16 protein-coding genes are annotated in these 16235 nt (G+C 54.1%); 14 read left to right on the top strand and 2 right to left on the bottom strand.

Features of this window, described 5'->3' with window-relative positions:
- The first annotated feature begins 28 nt into the window (after positions 1–28).
- The 7 genes from R5L00_RS09500 (at position 29) to R5L00_RS09470 (ending at position 5648) form a co-directional block, all read left to right on the top strand.
- Positions 29–307: a hypothetical protein gene (locus R5L00_RS09500; protein ID WP_091136463.1), complete on the top strand. Its 279-nt coding sequence runs from the start codon at positions 29–31 to the stop codon at positions 305–307.
- Between the two features lie 267 nt (positions 308–574).
- Positions 575–1972 (top strand): class II fumarate hydratase, encoded by a 1398-nt coding sequence (gene fumC, locus R5L00_RS09495; protein ID WP_317651230.1) that lies wholly within the window; start codon positions 575–577, stop codon positions 1970–1972.
- 133 nt (positions 1973–2105) lie between these two features.
- On the top strand, positions 2106–3266 hold the full coding sequence (locus R5L00_RS09490; protein WP_107694117.1) for a patatin-like phospholipase family protein: 1161 nt from the start codon (positions 2106–2108) through the stop codon (positions 3264–3266).
- A 95-nt stretch (positions 3267–3361) separates the two neighbouring features.
- A complete protein-coding gene (locus R5L00_RS09485; protein WP_107694116.1) occupies positions 3362–4087 on the top strand; it encodes a TerC family protein in 726 nt (241 codons plus the stop codon).
- A gap of 30 nt (positions 4088–4117) precedes the next feature.
- A complete protein-coding gene (locus tag R5L00_RS09480) occupies positions 4118–4543 on the top strand; it encodes a universal stress protein (RefSeq protein WP_317651228.1) in 426 nt (141 codons plus the stop codon).
- Between the two features lie 50 nt (positions 4544–4593).
- Positions 4594–5088, top strand: coding sequence for a pilin (locus R5L00_RS09475; protein WP_107694114.1), 495 nt, complete (start codon positions 4594–4596; stop codon positions 5086–5088).
- 116 nt (positions 5089–5204) lie between these two features.
- A complete protein-coding gene (locus tag R5L00_RS09470; RefSeq protein ID WP_317651226.1) occupies positions 5205–5648 on the top strand; it encodes a hypothetical protein in 444 nt (147 codons plus the stop codon).
- On the opposite strand, the gene R5L00_RS09465 is transcribed toward R5L00_RS09470, so the two are convergent.
- Positions 5636–6100, bottom strand: a complete 465-nt coding sequence (locus tag R5L00_RS09465) for a sodium:proline symporter (RefSeq protein ID WP_317651224.1) — start codon at positions 6098–6100, stop codon at positions 5636–5638. The two genes, R5L00_RS09470 and R5L00_RS09465, sit on opposite strands and share 13 nt — an antisense overlap.
- 390 nt (positions 6101–6490) lie before the next feature.
- Here R5L00_RS09465 and R5L00_RS09460 point away from each other — a divergent pair, with 390 nt between their 5' ends.
- The 7 genes from R5L00_RS09460 (at position 6491) to R5L00_RS09430 (ending at position 13234) form a co-directional block, all read left to right on the top strand.
- The gene (locus R5L00_RS09460) at positions 6491–7051 is read left to right on the top strand and encodes a YqgE/AlgH family protein (protein WP_317651223.1); all 561 of its coding nucleotides are present in this window, start codon (positions 6491–6493) and stop codon (positions 7049–7051) included.
- A 29-nt stretch (positions 7052–7080) separates the two neighbouring features.
- Entirely contained in the window at positions 7081–7563 is a 483-nt protein-coding gene (gene ruvX, locus R5L00_RS09455) for a Holliday junction resolvase RuvX (protein ID WP_107694109.1), read from the top strand.
- Positions 7550–8059, top strand: a complete 510-nt coding sequence (gene pyrR / locus R5L00_RS09450; protein WP_317651222.1) for a bifunctional pyr operon transcriptional regulator/uracil phosphoribosyltransferase PyrR — start codon at positions 7550–7552, stop codon at positions 8057–8059. Before ruvX ends, pyrR begins: the two co-directional genes overlap by 14 nt.
- Positions 8052–9002 carry an aspartate carbamoyltransferase catalytic subunit gene (locus tag R5L00_RS09445; protein WP_107694107.1) on the top strand — a complete coding sequence of 317 codons (951 nt, stop codon included), beginning with the start codon at positions 8052–8054 and terminating at the stop codon, positions 9000–9002. Before pyrR ends, R5L00_RS09445 begins: the two co-directional genes overlap by 8 nt.
- An 8-nt stretch (positions 9003–9010) precedes the next feature.
- Entirely contained in the window at positions 9011–10285 is a 1275-nt protein-coding gene (locus tag R5L00_RS09440; RefSeq protein WP_107694106.1) for a dihydroorotase, read from the top strand.
- A gap of 59 nt (positions 10286–10344) precedes the next feature.
- Positions 10345–12450 (top strand): M3 family metallopeptidase, encoded by a 2106-nt coding sequence (locus tag R5L00_RS09435; protein WP_317654159.1) that lies wholly within the window; start codon positions 10345–10347, stop codon positions 12448–12450.
- A 232-nt stretch (positions 12451–12682) separates the two neighbouring features.
- Positions 12683–13234: a cytochrome P460 family protein gene (locus R5L00_RS09430; protein ID WP_317651212.1), complete on the top strand. Its 552-nt coding sequence runs from the start codon at positions 12683–12685 to the stop codon at positions 13232–13234.
- A gap of 227 nt (positions 13235–13461) precedes the next feature.
- Here R5L00_RS09430 and secA read toward each other — a convergent pair whose 3' ends face one another.
- Entirely contained in the window at positions 13462–16203 is a 2742-nt protein-coding gene (gene secA / locus R5L00_RS09425; RefSeq protein WP_317651204.1) for a preprotein translocase subunit SecA, read from the bottom strand.
- Between the last annotated feature and the right edge of the window lie 32 nt (positions 16204–16235).

The following is a 16235-nucleotide window of genomic DNA, read 5'->3' as shown; positions in this document are numbered from 1 at the left end:
CAATCCCTAAATCGTAGTGGAGGTAGCCATGGTTCATACAATTCCACAAACGTCGCGCGATTACGACACCACGCGTATTATCGAACGTCCCGATGGGTTTTACTGGCTTGATGAGACGGAGAGCGAGAAGGTTTTCGGTCCCTTCCCCACGCTGCTTGAAGCCGTTCAGGACATGGAATACAACGCTGAATCGGATTATGAACCGGGTGAAACCCTGGAGCAGGCGGAGAATGAGATCGGAATCTCCGACTGGATAGACCCTGAAACGGGGCAACCCGGTGAAGAGTCCTTCCGACTCGAGAACTGAGCATCACCTGTCGGGCCCGTAGTTTATCGCTCGATCTCCTTTTCCAAACCCTGGGCGTCCTCCATCGCTGCTACCTGGATTGTGCGAAGGAAAAGCCACACGACCAGGCAACCAGAGCCTCGAGTAATGGGAAGGATAACTCCTCGCGTCCTCCGTGAACGCGAATGACTCGTCCACTTTCCCTCGCGCGGAACTGATTGGCGAGGTCGAATTCACCGAAGCGTTGAGTCAGCGTGTGAGCCACCTCATGTGTTTTTCCCAGCCCGCATGAACTACCGCGAAGAGCGGGACACCATGGGCACGATGCAGGTACCCGCAGACGCGCTTTGGGGTGCCCAGACCCAGCGTTCCTTGCAAAATTTCCGAATCTCCGGCGAACGTATGCCGGTCGCATTGATCCACGCGCTTGCGATGGTGAAACGCGCAGCAGCGAAGGTGAATTGCGACCTTGGCCTGCTTGAGGCGGAACGCGCCAGTGTCATCATGCAAGCTGCCGATGAGGTCATCTCCGGCTGTCGTGATGCAGAATTTCCGCTGGTGGTCTGGCAGACCGGCTCAGGCACGCAGACCAACATGAACATGAATGAGGTGTTGGCAAACCGCGCATGCGAGCTGCTCGGAGGAGGGAGAGGGACGGAACGCAAGATTCATCCCAACGACGATGTGAACAAGGGGCAGTCTTCCAACGACGTGTTTCCATCAGCGATGCATGTCGCGTCGGTACGCGCCATCCATCAGCAATTGATACCCGCGCTTACGACGCTGACGGCGTCGTTGGCCGCCAAGGCAGAGGAATTCGCGCATATTGTCAAAATTGGGCGGACCCATTTACAGGATGCGACGCCCCTGACATTGGGGCAGGAGTTTTCGGGTTACGTCTCGCAGCTGGAACATGGGCTTGAGCACGTGCAAGCAACACTTCCGCATCTGTACGAGCTGGCGCTGGGTGGAACGGCGGTGGGAACGGGATTGAATGCCCACCCTCAATTTGCGGCGCGCGTTGCGGACGAACTTGCACGCCTGACGGGCCTGCCTTTTGTTACCGCACGCAATAAATTTGAGGCTCTTGCGTCCAATGACGCGCTCGTGTATTCCCATGGCGCACTGAAAACCCTGGCAGCCTCCTTGATAAAAATCGCCAACGATGTCCGCTGGCTCGCTTCGGGACCTCGTTGTGGCATCGGCGAGCTTAAGATTCCGGAAAATGAGCCGGGCAGTTCCATCATGCCCGGCAAGGTTAACCCCACCCAGTCAGAGGCAATGATCATGCTGTGTTGCCAGGTAATGGGCAATGATGTCGCGATTAACATAGGGGGAGCCATGGGAAATTTCGAGCTCAACGTGATGAAGCCCCTCATCATCCACAATTTCCTGCAAAGCGTGCGCCTACTCGCTGATGGAATGATGAGCTTCGACGAGCATTGCGTGAGAGGGATCACGGCCAACGTCGAGCATATCGAAGAGTTGACGCGCAATTCGCTGATGCTGGTTACCGCACTTACACCCCACATCGGCTATGACAAGGCAGCAGAAATAGCCAAGAAAGCGCACCGTGACGGTACCAGCCTAAAACAGGCCGCAACGGAGCTGGGATATGTCACAGCGGAGCAATTCGAACAGTGGGTAAAGCCGGAGAACATGGTGGGAACTTCCAAACAAACATGAGTAATGTTGTTCGGCATCTTTTTTTTCCCAATGATGCGTCCATATCTCCGCTTGCCAAGACGCCGCCGTTGTTTGAACGTTTTTTTCATCAACCCGGCGTACCCGACAACCGGAAAGCGATTGGCTGCTGAGAATGAGTTTCGTGCTGCAGTCAGCGCGTCCTAAGGTCGGTCTTGTCCTAACCGGCGGTGGCGCGCGTGCGGCGTATCAGGTAGGGGTAATACGCGCCATCGCGGAAATGCTGCCGGATAAGGCGCCGAATCCCTTTCCTGTCATTTGCGGAACCTCCGCCGGCGCAATTAATGCCGTCAGTTTAGCGCTTTCGGCACGTAATTTTCATGAAGGCGTGAGACGTCTTGCCTCGGTGTGGGAAAACGCGCATGTAAACCAGGCCTATCGCTCTGATCCCGTTGGCGCATACGGAAACGCCGCTCGATGGTTTGCATCCTTGCTATTTGGTGGTCTGGGAAAACGCACGGCTGTTTCCATCTTGGACAATTCACCTCTGGCTCAACTACTCAACCAAAGTTTCCCGCTTGGGGGGATTCGTAAAAGTATTGATGCAGGCGCTCTGCACGCACTGGGGATCACGGCCTGGGGCTACACTTCGGGACAATCGGTGACCTTCTACCAGGGGGTGGACAGCATCGCTCCATGGAAACGGCATCGCCGCATTGGTATCTCAGCGCGCATAAAGGTTGATCATCTTCTAGCATCGTCGGCTATTCCACTTCTCTTTCCAGCCGTAAGGCTCAACCGGGAATATTTTGGCGACGGCTCCATGCGGCAGCTTGCACCGATCAGTCCCGCCCTGCATCTCGGCGCGGACCGAGTGCTGGTGATTGGGGTGCGGAAGGCTGTCGATACGCAACCCGAACGCGTTAAGGTGGACAGTTATCCGACCTTGGCGCAAATCGGCGGTCACATCATGGGAAGCATTTTCCTCGACAGTCTGGAAGTCGACCTGGAGCGCTTGCAGCGCATTAATAATACGCTTCGCATGATCCCGGAGGCGAGTCTGAAGAATCATGCGCTGCGGCCCATAGAATCGATGGTGATATCGCCAAGCGTGGAAATTAACGAGATTGCTGAACGGCACTCTCACGCGCTACCGGGCACGATGCGACTTTTCTCTCGGGCCATCGGGGCGATGAGACGCGATGGCTCGGCACTGTTGAGCTACATTTTGTTCGAGGAACCCTTCTGTCGCGCCTTAATCGAATTGGGTTATCACGACACCGTTCCAAAACGTGATCAAATTCTGCGGTTTATTGGCGCCGAGGCGGAGGATTGACTGGACGCTGGTATAATCGTGGTTGCGCTCCCCCGGGTTTTGGGGCGTGACGATCCAGCCTTCATTTCGCGTCCACATCATTTCAGAGATCACGTATGGACTTTGCCAGTCCGGAGTTTTGGGTCGCGGTACTTCAAATCATCGCGATCGACATTGTTCTGGGTGGTGATAACGCGGTAGTTATTGCGCTTGCTTGCAGGCACTTGCCGGAGAAACAACGGAACCTAGGCATTTTCTGGGGGGTATTCGGCGCGATCGCGCTGAGGGTAGTCCTGGTATTTTTTGCGTTGAATTTGCTGGCGATTCCCTTCCTAAAAATTGTGGCGGCGATGCTGCTCGTGTGGATTGGAACTAACCTGCTTAAGACCGAGCCTGAACATGACGGACACGCAATTGCCGCGAACACAACACTGCTCGGTGCTATCAGGACTATTATTATTGCCGACGCGGTGATGAGTCTCGATAACGTCGTTGCCATCGCTGGCGCCTCGCGGGACAGTATAACCCTGGTTGTTATCGGACTGATCGTTAGTGTGCCCATCATCGTTTGGGGTAGTAAGGTGGTCATGAAACTCATGGATCGCTTCCCGGTGATCGTGGTAATAGGCGCGGGATTGCTCGGCTGGATCGCGGGGGGGATGAGCGTAACCGACGCGGCCAGTAAGGAATGGGTGAACGCAAATGCAGCTTTTCTGAATTGGGGGGCGCCTGCTATTGGCGCATTACTGGTGATCGCTACCGGCAAGTGGCTGGCGGCAAGGACGCGGGAAAAAACGGCACGTATTGTCGATCTGGCAGATGACGCAGATAAACCTTTGTAGTGCGTCAACCGCTCGCGGAAAGGAGACAAGATGTTGAGATTCCTTTTTCCGGTTGATGGTTCCGATGCTTCCAATAGAGCAATTACGGAATTCATCGCACGGTTGGATTGGTATAGGCACATCCCCGAAATACACCTGTTGAACGTGCAATTTCCTCAGCGCGGAAACGTACCCCTTTTCATCGATAAGGAAAGTATCGACAGGTATCATCGGGAGGAGGGGCTGAAAGAGCTGCAGGCGGCACGTGAATTACTCGATCGGGCCGGGCTCGTCTGCCATTACCACATTGCCGTGGGAAATCCGCCGGACGTGATTATGCAGTATGGGAAAGAAATCGGCTGTGATCAAATAGTGATGGGGCCGCGTGGCCTTGGCGCAGTTAAGAGAATATTGCTGGGCTCTGTGGCGAGCAAGGTTATTGAGCTTTCGACCATACCAGTATTGCTTATCAGATAAACCGCATGGCGAAGTAACGGGACAGTATGCGTTTTAACCGAAGGAGTTTTATGAGGACGAAGCAGGATCAGCGGGGCTTAACGTTAATCGAAACAATGATGATGTTGGCGGTCGTCGGCATCCTGGCAACCATTGCCATTCCCCCAGCTTACCAGCTTTACGAGGATTCCCAGGCTCGTGCACAGGTGACGGAGGCAGTTAATCTTCTGGATAGCGTAAAATCCCCTATAACGGGGTTCTACTCCGAAAACGGAAGATGGCCCACACAATCGGAGTTTGACGGTCTGATAACGGATCGTAGCGGAAAGTATGTTGCAAGCCTGACGCCTGTAACCTTGCCTTCCGGCTTCCAGGTAACGGCGACCTTCAAGAATAGCGGTGTCAGCCCCGGGCTTCTAAATAATGACAGTGGCCGAACCTTGGTGTTAGCCACAACGGATGGCGTCAAATGGGTCTGCAACGACAGCAACGACCCTGCAGCAGGGGTCCCGGGCCTGCGTCCGGGCACCCTGCTGCCGCAACACCGCCCCGCGTCCTGCAAGTAACATGAAGGTAGCTTGCCTCAGCATTACCGCACCGCTACGGACCGAATGCCCCTTATATTGGTGAAGGCGGACAATCCGCTCTCTTATCAAAAAATAAGATAACCGGAACTCAAAATATGAATGAATGGACAGAGCAAATAGCTGGCTACTTCGACCGCGTACCCATGTGGCCACTGGTGTTGCTTGCCATTGGCATCGTTTTCGCTGGCATCTATGAGCTGTTCACCCGCAAGCGACGCGCAGACGCAGCCGATGAATTTCGTGCAGCTATTCTCTCAACGCTTTCGGGCTTGTATCCCGAGCCCACCAGATGGCCTAAAAGTATCGATATGTATCTATCTGCCAGGTTGCCGGTAATGCATGAAATCATCGAAAGCTTTCGGCCCAGTGTGCCGCAGAAGGATATTCCGGCATACAACAACGATTGGGACAATTATTACGACTTCTGCGCGGAGGTGACCGACGATAAATGCGTTGAGGCCGAGGCGAATCCCAGCTTGCCAGATCCCAAAAAAAAATTCCATGCCCTCGTATCCAGTCTTTTACGCTATGCCGATTGATTTATCGGCATAAATTTGTAGGCAGCGGCAACGGATACTCCAAACACAGCGTGCGCCGCAATCGTGATCCAGTCACGGACCGCCGCAAACCAGGGAAATAAGGCAGTGATGCCGTACATATTAATTACATATAAAATCAGCCCGAACACAAGCCCGGAAAAAAGAGCGAGTATCGTGCTTAGCCGGTGAATTGCAAGAACCAGGATCAGACTGTATGCAACGGAAAGTCCAACGTGGATAACTGTCGCGACGATCATTATCTTCAGATCAAACGTTGAGGGTGGCGGCAGAACTTCTGGTCCCATAAGGACCGCAGCGGTCAAACGTGCATCCCGGTACAATATGTTTGGCAGGTCATCCGTGAATGCCCACCACAAAACGATCTGAGCAATCGTAGCCACTACCCCGGCTATTAAGCCGGCGGTGGCCGCTCGCATCCAGCTCAAAGACATGTAATGAAAGTCTCAACCATTTGCGCTAGTGTCACACAGTAAATGGGACCCTCTAGGTCTTGAACCAGCACGAGGGTATAGCGGTCGGCGGTATAGACGGGTTGGCCTTCCAGTTTGAGCGGGGATCGCCTTGTAAAATCCGCTGCTTCGGCCCGATTCGTTCTACAATGATAGCAAAACAGTGGTTGAAGGATAGCCTGGCGCCCTAATAAGACGCCGGAAACATCAGAAAAATACTGAACTCATCGAGGAGAGTACGAACTTGCATATTCTTAGGGAAGCGCACTTGGTCGGATGATCTCAAGTGTCACCAGAAACGAACCCGGAAGCGAGATTTTCAAATCGGATGCTGTATTCAATATACTGCAGTGATAGCCAATCCGCACATTCATGCAAAGCGTCGACCTGACCCATCATTTTCTGATTGCCATGCCGGCTATGGCAGACCCGTTTTTTTCCAGGACCCTCACTTATATTTGCGAGCACAGCGAGCAGGGAGCATTGGGTGTCGTTGTCAACCGCCCGATCGATCTTACTCTGAAAGACCTCTTCGATCAGCTTGGCATTTCTTCCGATGGCGAGGGCGCAGAGGCAGTGCCTGTCATGTTCGGTGGCCCGATCCAACTGGACCGGGGCTTTGTGCTGCACCAACCGGTGGGCAACTGGCAGTCGACCATGGTTGTCAATGAAGACGTCGGACTGACAACTTCGCTCGACATTATGCGAGCAATAGCAGATGGCGAAAGCCCAACAGGATTACTGGTGGCGTTAGGCTATTCGGGATGGGCCCCGGGCCAGATAGAGCATGAATTATCACTGAACGCTTGGCTGACGGTGCCCGCTGCGCCCAGCATTATTTTCGAACTGCCGGCTGAGGAGAGGCTAGCAGCCGCGATGCGGTTGCTCGGCGTAGACTTCTCAAGTTTATCGGATGAAGTGGGGCATTCATAAACCGCGCTGGCATCAATAATACTTAAGTCATGCGGGATCAAGCCGAACAACTTCCACCGGTTCCTAATGAGACCGGCGCGTTTCGCCGTGCCGGGATGATTTTGGCATTCGATTTTGGGGTAAAGCGTATCGGCACAGCAGTGGGGAACCTGGAGCTCAGCCTCGCGCATCCACTTTCCACCATTGGCAACGAGAGCAAGCGCGCATGTTTTGCGGGCATCGCCCAGCTCATTGAGGAATGGCAGCCGGTCCTCCTCGTGGTTGGCCTGCCCACCTACCCCGATGGCGGGGAACACGAATTGACCCGCAGAAGCCGTCGCTTTGCGCAACGACTGGAAAGGCGTTATGGGATCGAGACACTACTGGTGGATGAGCGCTACACCTCGACCAGCGCGAGCAATGCGTTACGAGAAGCAGGTGTTAACGGGATTAAACAGAAACGCGTAATGGATCAGGTGGCGGCCCAGCTGATATTGCAAACCTATTTTGACAACCGAGATGCAGCTACCTGACGCAGAACAACTACTGGTCCAATTAACCGATCGCATCCGGCATGATATTACTCCGGGCACCGCGCTGGTGGGAATCCATACCGGTGGGGTATGGCTAGCTGAGCGGCTACATCAGGACTTGCAGCTTCCGCTTGCATCAGGCGCGCTGGATGTGTCGTTTTATCGGGATGATTTTGCCCAGATTGGCCTGCATCCACAGGTCAGGCCCTCGGACATTTCCTTCACGGTGGAAGGCAGCCATATTATTCTGGTAGACGACGTCCTCTATACCGGTCGCACCATCCGGGCGGCAATCAATGAATTATTCGATTACGGCAGGCCCGCGAGTGTCCGGCTAGCCGCCCTGATCGACCGCGGGGGCAGAGAACTTCCCATAGCCGCTCAATACGTTGGCGCCATGCTCGACATTCCCGCAGATAAAATGCTTGCGCTGGAAAAAGCCGCGGATGGAGTATTAAGCCTGAGCCTCTATAGCAAGATTCGGAACGATGGGTAACAATCCGCAACTGAACAAGACAGGGCAACTGCAGCACCTCCTCACTACTGAGGGGCTGCCTGCCCCCATCCTGCTCAACATCCTCGATACCGCAGAATCCTTCGTCGGGGTTACAGAGCGCGATGTTAAAAAAGTACCCTTACTACGCGGCAAATCGATTTTCAATTTATTCTTCGAACCCAGTACCCGGACCCGTACTACCTTCGAGATCGCGGCAAAGCGGCTCTCTGCCGATGTAGTCAATCTCAACATCGCGGCCTCCTCTCAATCCAAAGGAGAGACGCTGCTGGATACGGTGAATAACCTTTCTGCGATGCATGCCGACATGTTCGTCGTGCGCCACGCTCAGAGCGGAGCGGCACACTTGATAGCGCGCCATGTGCGACCCGAGATTCATGTCATCAATGCCGGGGATGGACGGCACGCCCACCCCACCCAGGGATTGTTGGACGTGTTCACTATTCGTCGTTACAAACGTGATTTTCGCAGCCTGCGCATTGCCATAGTAGGCGACATTCTTCATTCACGTGTGGCGCGTTCGCAAATACACGCACTTACCACGCTCGGCGTCCCGGAAGTGCGGGTCATCGCGCCAAAGACATTGCTGCCCTCGAAGGTTGAACGTCTAGGGGTACATGTTTACCATGATATGGCGCAGGGACTGAAAGATGTGGATGTGCTCATGATGTTGCGTCTGCAAAATGAGCGGATGCTAAGTGCACGCCTCCCCAGTACGGAGGAATATTTCAAATATTACGGGTTGACTCAGGAAAAACTTGCGCTGGCGCGGCAAGATGCAATCGTTCTGCACCCGGGCCCAATGAACCGCGGCGTGGAAATCGATTCTGCCGTTGCTGATGGCAGGCAATCCGTTATTCTGCCGCAGGTGACCTTCGGCATTGCGGTAAGGATGGCGGTCATGTCGATTTTGGCGGGAAATTGAGGGCTGGTATGAAGCTCGTCATCAGGAATGGCCGCGTCATCGATCCGAAAAACGGCTTAGACATCGTAATTGATGTGTCCATTGACGCCGGAAAAGTTGCTGCTTTGGGCCCCATCCCTGCCGATTTCAAGGCCGATTGCGAAATCGAGGCGAAGGGACTGATCGTCTCCCCAGGCCTGGTGGATTTATCAGCAAGACTGCGTGAACCTGGTTTTGAATACAAGGCGACGCTGGAATCTGAAATGGCAGCCGCGGTAGCCGGCGGTATCACCAGCCTGGTGTGTTCGCCCGACACCGATCCCGTACTGGATGAACCCGGTCTGGTGGAGATGCTCAAACACCGTGCCCGTAGTCTTCATCAGGCCCGCGTCTACCCTCTGGGGGCGCTTACGCGAGGATTAAAAGGCGAATGGCTGACAGAAATGGCCGAATTACGCGATGCGGGGTGTATTGCGTTCGGGCAATCGGACATGCCGCTTCCCAACACGCGCGTCCTGTTGCAAGCAATGCAATACGCTTCGACGTTCGGGTTCAGCGTATGGTTGCGTCCTCAGGATGCGCATCTCGCGGACGGCGGGGTGGCCCATGACGGTGAAGTAGCGACACGGTTGGGTCTGGCGCCGATTTCGGTATGCGCCGAGACGGTAGCGCTTTCAAATATTATTTTGATGGCGCGCGAAACGGGAGCCAAAGTTCACCTGTGCCGAGTCTCGAGCGCAGAGGGTGTCGCCATGGTTCGGGCGGCCCGCGGGCAAGGGTTGCCCATTACCTGTGATGTAACCGTCAATCACATCCATTTGTCAGAAATGGATATCGGCTACTTTGATTCCAATTGCCATCTTGTCCCCCCGCTGAGAGGGTTAAGCGATCTGGATGCGCTTCGTACCGGATTGCTGGATGGCACGATAAACGCGATCTGCTCCGATCATGCGCCAGTGGACGAAGATGCCAAGTTGCTGCCATTTGCTGAGGCCGAGGCTGGCGCGGTAGGCCTGGAATTGCTACTGCCGCTGACCTTGAAGTGGGCAACGCAAATGAAGATTCCGCTGGCTGCCGCGCTGGCAAAAATTACGGTAGAACCGGCACGCATACTCGGTCTGGAGACGGGCCATCTATCGCCAGGCGCACTTGCTGATCTGTGCATCTTCGATCCAGGCCAATATTGGACGGTGCAGGCGTCAGAACTTAAAAGCCAAGGCAAGAATACTCCGTTCCTCGGTATGGAACTGCAAGGCAAGGTAAAATACACCGTGGTTGATGGTAACATTGTGTATGAGGGGTAAGACCCTGGACACGCATTGCATGCATAAATATGGACACTGGGCTGGCTATTCCCGACAATATGATGAATCCACTGCTTGATTTTTCCGGACTGCCGCGCTTTACGGACATTCGAACCGAGCACATCGCTCCCGCGGTAGCGCAATTACTGACCGAGAACCGCACGCTCGTTGCCAGGGTACGCGAGGATACCGCTCCGCCGACGTGGGACAATTTCGTGCAGCCTATGACTGATGCGAACGAGCGCCTGTCCCGCGCCTGGGGACAGGTTTCGCACTTGAATGCAGTGGTTAATAGTCCGGAGCTACGCGAGGCCTATAACGCCAGTCTACCGCTAGTCACACAATATTATGCCGAACTGGGCCAAGACCAGGCGTTATTCGAAAAATTCAAACAGCTGCACAACGGAAAAGAGTTCGAGAATCTGAGTAGCACTCGGAAGAAGATTATAGAAAACGAGTTACGGGACTTCCGCCTAGGCGGCGCGGAGCTGCCGCAGGAGAAAAAAGCGCGATTCCTCCAGATTCAGGAGGAATTATCTGCGCTCGCTTCCAAGTTCAATGACAACCTGCTGGATGCCACCAACAACTTTGTATTACACGTGGAGAACGCCGACGAGCTTACCGGTATACCCGAGGATGCCCTCATAACGGCAAGGGGACTCGCGGAGCGGGATAATGCCGTGGGCTGGAAATTCACCTTGCATGCCCCGTCATACATGGCCATCATGCAATATGCCGACAACCGGGCGTTGCGGGAAAAGATGTATCGCGCCTACTCCACCCGCGCCAGCGAAATCGTGCCATCGGGTTCTGTCAAGGCTAGTGCGGCTAATCTCGATAATGCGCCTCTTATTGCGAAAATACTTGAACTTCGCCAGGAAGAGTCGAGGATGCTGGAGTTCGATTGCTACGCAGAAGTGTCGCTGGCAACAAAAATGGCTTCGACGCCAAAACAGGTTCTGGAGTTCCTCGGTGACTTGGCGACCAAGGCGAGACCCTATGGTGAGCGCGACCTGAAAGAGTTACAGCAATTCGCCGCCGACAAGCTGCACCTAGATTATCTGGAATCGTGGGATCTGGCCTACGCAAGTGAAAAACTTCGCGCTGAACGGTACGCATTTTCCGAACAAGAAGTGAAGCAATATCTTCCCGAAACAAGCGTCTTGCCCGGAATGTTCAAACTGGTGGAGAACCTTTACGGTATCACCATCGCTCCGGCGGATGAAGCGGGGATTCAGCTGTGGCACGCGGATGTAAAACTTTTCAATATAACCGCCACCGACGGAGAACTGATCGGGCGATTCTATCTTGATCTTTATGCGCGGCCCGGCAAGCGCGGTGGCGGATGGATGGATGACGCGATCAGCCGTCGACGCGTTGAGGCCGTGGATGCGAGCGAGCAAGGGATCCAGGCGCCTGTCGCCTATCTCAACTGCAATTTTTCGGGGCCTGTCGTAGTTGACGGCCACGTCCGCCCTGCCCTGTTTACCCATGATGAAGTGATCACGTTATTCCATGAATTTGGGCATGGTCTCCATCATCTGCTGACCCAGGTGGAAGACCTGGGCGTTTCCGGCATACATGGAGTGGAATGGGATGCGGTGGAATTACCCAGTCAGTTCATGGAAAATTTTTGCTGGGAATGGGAAGTGCTGGGCAATATGACTAGACATGTGGATACCGGCAAGCCCCTTCCCCGCGAGCTGTTTGAAAAAATGCTGGCGGCCAAGAACTTTCAGAGCGGCCTTCAAATGCTTCGTCAAGTGGAATTCGCCTTGTTCGATATACGCCTCCACTATGATTTCGATCCGAGCAGAGGCAAAACAGCGCAGGAATTACTGGACGAAATTCGTGCACAGGTAGCGGTGATCATCCCCCCCGAATTCAATCGCTTCCCCAACAGTTTTTCGCATATTTTCGGCGGCGGCTACGCCGCCGGCTATTACAGCTATAAGTGGGCAGAAGTATTGTCGGCGGACGCCTACAGTCTTTTCGAGGAAAGTCACGCGGGCCAGGTAATTAATGCTGATACCGGTACGAGATTCCGGAATGAGATCCTTGGGGTGGGAGGAAGCCGCTCTGCACTGGAGTCATTTATAGCCTTCCGCGGACGCGAACCTACTATCGATGCTCTCCTGCGTCACAATGGGATGATGCCGGTCTGAAACTGGCGTGAGCCGGTTAGCATCGGGGAAAACGGCAACAGATTGGCGGAAGTATAATAATGCGACCGTCAACAAGGTACATCTGCGAATGACGGTTGACGCAGCGCGTTTGAGTTAAATCAGGGTATCCAGAACTCATGCAACGTTAATCAGGCACTTCCAGCGTGGCAAGCAAGCCATAACAGATAATATTTTGTATCGCTGTCGATAATAAGGAAGGAGAAAAAATCAAATGAAATGTTTCAACGGGATTCTTTCGGCTGTCGCGCTGACAGCAATACTGGTGGGTTGCGCGCAAGTGCCTCCCGCTCCTCAGGTTCAGAAATACAAGGATGGGGAATTACCCCTTCCCGCAGAGTACAAGAGTTGGCCGAAATTCCTTTCCGATATTCAGCGTGCAGACAACAAGCAGGTCCGGGAAATCTATATTAATCCGATTGGACACAGCACCAAGATGGGCGATTCCTTCCCCAACGGGACCATTTCCGTGATGGAAATTTACAAGGCGCGCGAAGCGGCCGACGGTTCTCCGTTGAAGGGGCCAGATGGCAAATTTGTAAAAGGTGAATTGCTGAAAATAGCGGTGATGGGGAAAGGTGCTGGATGGGGGGAAACCGTTACTCCTCCAGAACTTAAAAATGGGGACTGGATCTACGCGATGTATATGGCTGATGGAAAAACCAAGGCGCCAGATGATACCGCCACATGCCGCGCCTGCCACTTGCCGCTGAAGGACAAGGATTATATCTTCCGTTACGACGAGTATTTTCAGAAGCGCGGATAATATCGTGATCGCTCGTTACGCTTGCTGCAAGCCAATCGCAAGCGTAACGCGCCTGCGACCTCTCGCATACGCTCCGCGATAACACCCACCGGGGGCGTCCGTCAAGCCCTCTTGAATAGATAACGCAGCATGGATACTGCGACGGAGCGGACGGATGACTGCGTGTCCGTGCTCGGCTTACCAGCCGAGTTGGCGACTGAGCGTCGCACGAGACCTTAGTGGCATTCTCAGCTCAGCCTACCGTGGCATTGTTTATATTTTTTTCCTGATCCGCAGGGGCAGGGATCGTTACGGCCGATTTTTCCGCCTTGACGAACAAATGGTTGCAGCTTTTCAGGACGCTCTTGAGCTTCTTTGTCCTCCTGGGGCTCCTCTTCGCCCAGCGCCTCTTCGTAGGCTGCGTGATGGTATTGCACGTTGACCGGCGGCTGCTGCATCTCAGCCGCTGCTTCCACTTGTTGCTCACTTCGTATCTGGACGGTCATGAGTATCCTGGTAACCTCTGCCTTGATCTCCTCAAGCATGCCCGTAAAGAGCTCAAATGCCTCGCGCTTGTATTCCTGTTTCGGGTTTTTCTGCGCATATCCACGCAAATGAATACCCTGGCGCAAATGATCCAGGGCAGCCAGATGCTCACGCCAGTGCGTATCCAGGCTCTGCAGCATTACAGCCCGCTCGTACTGATGCATGATTTCCACCCCGACCTGGTCCACCTTGCTCGAATAGTGCTGGTCGGCTGCGCCGATAATCCGCTCATGAAGGTTCTCCTCATGCAGGTCGGAGTCTTTTTCCAGCCACTCGTGCACCGGCAACGACAGTTGATATTCGAAGGTTAAAGCTTTCTCCAACCCCGGGATATCCCATTCTTCTTCAACGCTCTGCGACGGCACGTGAAGAACGATGAGATTGCGCAGCATATCCGTACGCATCGCGGTGATGGTCTCGGAAATATCCTGAGACTCAAGAATCTCGTTACGCTGCTGATAGATCACCTTGCGCTGATCATTGGCGACATCATCGTATTCCAGCAGTTGCTTGCGAATATCAAAATTGCGGGCTTCCACCTTTCGCTGAGCGTTTTCGATGGCGCGGGTGACCCATGGATGTTCGATAGCCTCCCCTGGTGGCATATTGAGCTTTTGCATGATGCCAGCAACGCGATCGGATGCGAATATGCGTAGAAGGGGGTCTTCCAGGGAGAGGTAAAAACGGCTCGAACCCGGATCGCCTTGACGGCCGGCGCGGCCTCGGAGCTGATTATCCACACGACGGGATTCGTGCCGCTCTGTGCCGATGATATGCAACCCTCCCTGCTTCAGCACCTCTTCGTGCAGCAGCTCCCATTGCCCCTGCACCTCTGCAATACGCTCGTCTTTATCCGCGTCGCTCAAATCGCTGTCAGAACGAAGGCGCTCAAGCTCGGGTTCCGGATTGCCCCCAAGCACGATATCGGTACCCCGGCCGGCCATATTGGTGGCAATCGTGATCATCTTTGGACGTCCTGCCTGGGTTACGATCTCCGCTTCCCTCGCGTGCTGCTTTGCATTTAGCAGCTGGTGCGGCAAGTTGTCGCGCGTCAGGAGACTCGACAGCAATTCATTGTTCTCAATCGAGGTCGTCCCAACAAGAACCGGCTGCCCTCTCTGATAGCAGTCCTTGATATCTTCGATTATGGCGCTGTACTTCTCATCCATGGTTCGGAAGACCTGATCCATCCTGTCAATCCGTACCATGTCACGATGCGTTGGAATAATGACGGTTTCCAGCCCATAAATCTGCTGGAATTCGTAAGCCTCCGTGTCCGCCGTTCCCGTCATGCCGGCCAACTTCTGGTACATGCGAAAATAATTCTGGAAAGTGATGGAGGCCAGGGTCTGATTCTCTTTCTGGATCGGGACCCCTTCTTTGGCTTCCACTGCCTGGTGCAACCCTTCCGACCAGCGCCTTCCCGACATGAGCCGGCCAGTAAATTCGTCAACGATCACCACTTCGCCATTCTGTACTACGTAATGCTGATCGCGCAGGAACAATGCGTGCGCGCGCAATGCGGCGTAAAGATGATGGACGAGGTTGATGTTTGCGGGGTCGTACAGGCTGGTGCCCGGCGCGAGCAAGCCGCTTTGGGTAAGCAATTTCTCCGCGTGTTCGAACCCTGCCTCGCTCAATAGCACCTGCTGGGCCTTTTCGTCGACACTGAAGTCGCCGACGCCTTTCTCGGTTTCCTGCCGGACAAGTTTAGGAATGAGCGTGTTCATGCGCACGTAGACGTCGGTATTGCCTTCCGCCTGGCCTGATATGATCAAGGGCGTGCGCGCCTCGTCAATCAAAATTGAATCTACCTCATCAACGATGGCGTAGTTGAGCATGCGTTGCACCCGCTCGACAGGATGGCTGACCATATTGTCCCGCAGGTAATCGAAGCCAAATTCGTTATTAGTGCCGTAGGTAATGCCAGCGGAGTACGCAGCCTGCTTGTCGCCATGGTCCATCTGCGAAAGGACTACCCCAACGCTGATACCAAGAAATTGGTATATGCGCCCCATCCATTCCGCATCCCGCTTGGCGAGGTAATCGTTGACCGTGACAAGGTGAACGCCCTTGCCAGCCAGCGCATTGAGATATACCGGCAAAGTCGCCATCAATGTCTTACCTTCGCCTGTTCTCATTTCGGCAATTCTGCCGTTATGTAGCACCATGCCTCCGATCAACTGCACGTCGAAGTGGCGCATGTTTAAAACACGTTTGCTCGCCTCGCGCACGACCGCGAACGCTTCCGGCAAAAGAGCATCGAGGCCTGTGCCGTCGGTGATGCGTTGTTTGAACTCTTCGGTCTTTGCACGTAGCTCTGCATCCGTAAGGGACGCAGTTTTTCCCTCCAGCGCGTTGATTGTTGCAACAGACTGGAAATACTGTTTGATCAGCCTATCGTTACGGCTTCCGAAGACTTTCTTTAACAAATTGTTCAGCATGAAATCGGAATATTCAATTAAACGACGTCCAA

The sequence above is a fragment of the Nitrosospira sp. Is2 genome, assembly GCF_033095785.1.
In the GTDB taxonomy this organism is placed as follows: Bacteria; Pseudomonadota; Gammaproteobacteria; order Burkholderiales; family Nitrosomonadaceae; genus Nitrosospira.
The sequence above is the reverse complement of the archived record's forward strand: the minus strand, read 5'-3'. Positions and strand labels throughout refer to the sequence as shown.

What these genes read in the sequence shown, in the direction of transcription:
- R5L00_RS09500 (WP_091136463.1), top strand. Translation starts at nt 29, where the DNA reads ATGGTTCATACAATTCCACAAACGTCGCGCGATTACGACACCACGCGT.
- fumC (WP_317651230.1), top strand. Translation starts at nt 575, where the DNA reads ATGAACTACCGCGAAGAGCGGGACACCATGGGCACGATGCAGGTACCC.
- R5L00_RS09490 (WP_107694117.1), top strand. Translation starts at nt 2,106, where the DNA reads ATGAGTTTCGTGCTGCAGTCAGCGCGTCCTAAGGTCGGTCTTGTCCTA.
- R5L00_RS09485 (WP_107694116.1), top strand. Translation starts at nt 3,362, where the DNA reads ATGGACTTTGCCAGTCCGGAGTTTTGGGTCGCGGTACTTCAAATCATC.
- R5L00_RS09480 (WP_317651228.1), top strand. Translation starts at nt 4,118, where the DNA reads ATGTTGAGATTCCTTTTTCCGGTTGATGGTTCCGATGCTTCCAATAGA.
- R5L00_RS09475 (WP_107694114.1), top strand. Translation starts at nt 4,594, where the DNA reads ATGAGGACGAAGCAGGATCAGCGGGGCTTAACGTTAATCGAAACAATG.
- R5L00_RS09470 (WP_317651226.1), top strand. Translation starts at nt 5,205, where the DNA reads ATGAATGAATGGACAGAGCAAATAGCTGGCTACTTCGACCGCGTACCC.
- R5L00_RS09465 (WP_317651224.1), bottom strand. Translation starts at nt 6,100, where the DNA reads ATGTCTTTGAGCTGGATGCGAGCGGCCACCGCCGGCTTAATAGCCGGG.
- R5L00_RS09460 (WP_317651223.1), top strand. Translation starts at nt 6,491, where the DNA reads ATGCAAAGCGTCGACCTGACCCATCATTTTCTGATTGCCATGCCGGCT.
- ruvX (WP_107694109.1), top strand. Translation starts at nt 7,081, where the DNA reads ATGCGGGATCAAGCCGAACAACTTCCACCGGTTCCTAATGAGACCGGC.
- pyrR (WP_317651222.1), top strand. Translation starts at nt 7,550, where the DNA reads ATGCAGCTACCTGACGCAGAACAACTACTGGTCCAATTAACCGATCGC.
- R5L00_RS09445 (WP_107694107.1), top strand. Translation starts at nt 8,052, where the DNA reads ATGGGTAACAATCCGCAACTGAACAAGACAGGGCAACTGCAGCACCTC.
- R5L00_RS09440 (WP_107694106.1), top strand. Translation starts at nt 9,011, where the DNA reads ATGAAGCTCGTCATCAGGAATGGCCGCGTCATCGATCCGAAAAACGGC.
- R5L00_RS09435 (WP_317654159.1), top strand. Translation starts at nt 10,345, where the DNA reads ATGATGAATCCACTGCTTGATTTTTCCGGACTGCCGCGCTTTACGGAC.
- R5L00_RS09430 (WP_317651212.1), top strand. Translation starts at nt 12,683, where the DNA reads ATGAAATGTTTCAACGGGATTCTTTCGGCTGTCGCGCTGACAGCAATA.
- secA (WP_317651204.1), bottom strand. Translation starts at nt 16,203, where the DNA reads ATGCTGAACAATTTGTTAAAGAAAGTCTTCGGAAGCCGTAACGATAGG.